Below are 459 nucleotides of genomic sequence, written 5' to 3' on the forward strand. Positions count from 1 at the left end.
CGGCCATGTACGACGCCATGGTGCGCTACTGGATGTTCGGTGCTTTGGGCAGTATGCCCTGGGGACGGCTCGATACCGTCAAGTGGCTCTGCCCCGTGCCAGGTTACGATCGCCACTTCACCATCTGCGAGGCTCTGGGCATCGAGATGATTCCCGTGCCCATGAACGACGAAGGCCCGGACATGGACGAGGTGGAGCGCCTCGTCGCTGCCGATCCGGCCATCAAGGGCATCTGGTGCGTGCCGGAGTACTCCAACCCCTCGGGTATCACCTACGCCGATGACGTGGTGCGCCGCCTGGCCTCCATGGACACTGCTGCGTCTGACTTCCGCATTTTCGGGGACAACGCCTACGCCGTCCACCACCTGTCCGCCGACCCCGCCGAGCAGGACACGGTGCTCGACATTGCGCAGGCCTGCGCCGAAGCCGGCAACCCCGACCGCTACCTGAAGTTTGGCT

General features: G+C 64.7%; 1 protein-coding gene. It reads left to right on the plus strand.

What is annotated here, in order from left to right; translation table 11 throughout:
* Positions 1 to 459, plus strand: a 459-nt coding sequence (locus tag PZH32_RS11310; RefSeq protein WP_275208355.1) for an aminotransferase class I/II-fold pyridoxal phosphate-dependent enzyme, incomplete at both ends; no start/stop codon positions are given.

This window comes from Adlercreutzia equolifaciens (genome assembly GCF_029076695.1).
In the GTDB taxonomy this organism is placed as follows: Bacteria; Actinomycetota; Coriobacteriia; order Coriobacteriales; family Eggerthellaceae; genus Adlercreutzia; species Adlercreutzia equolifaciens_A.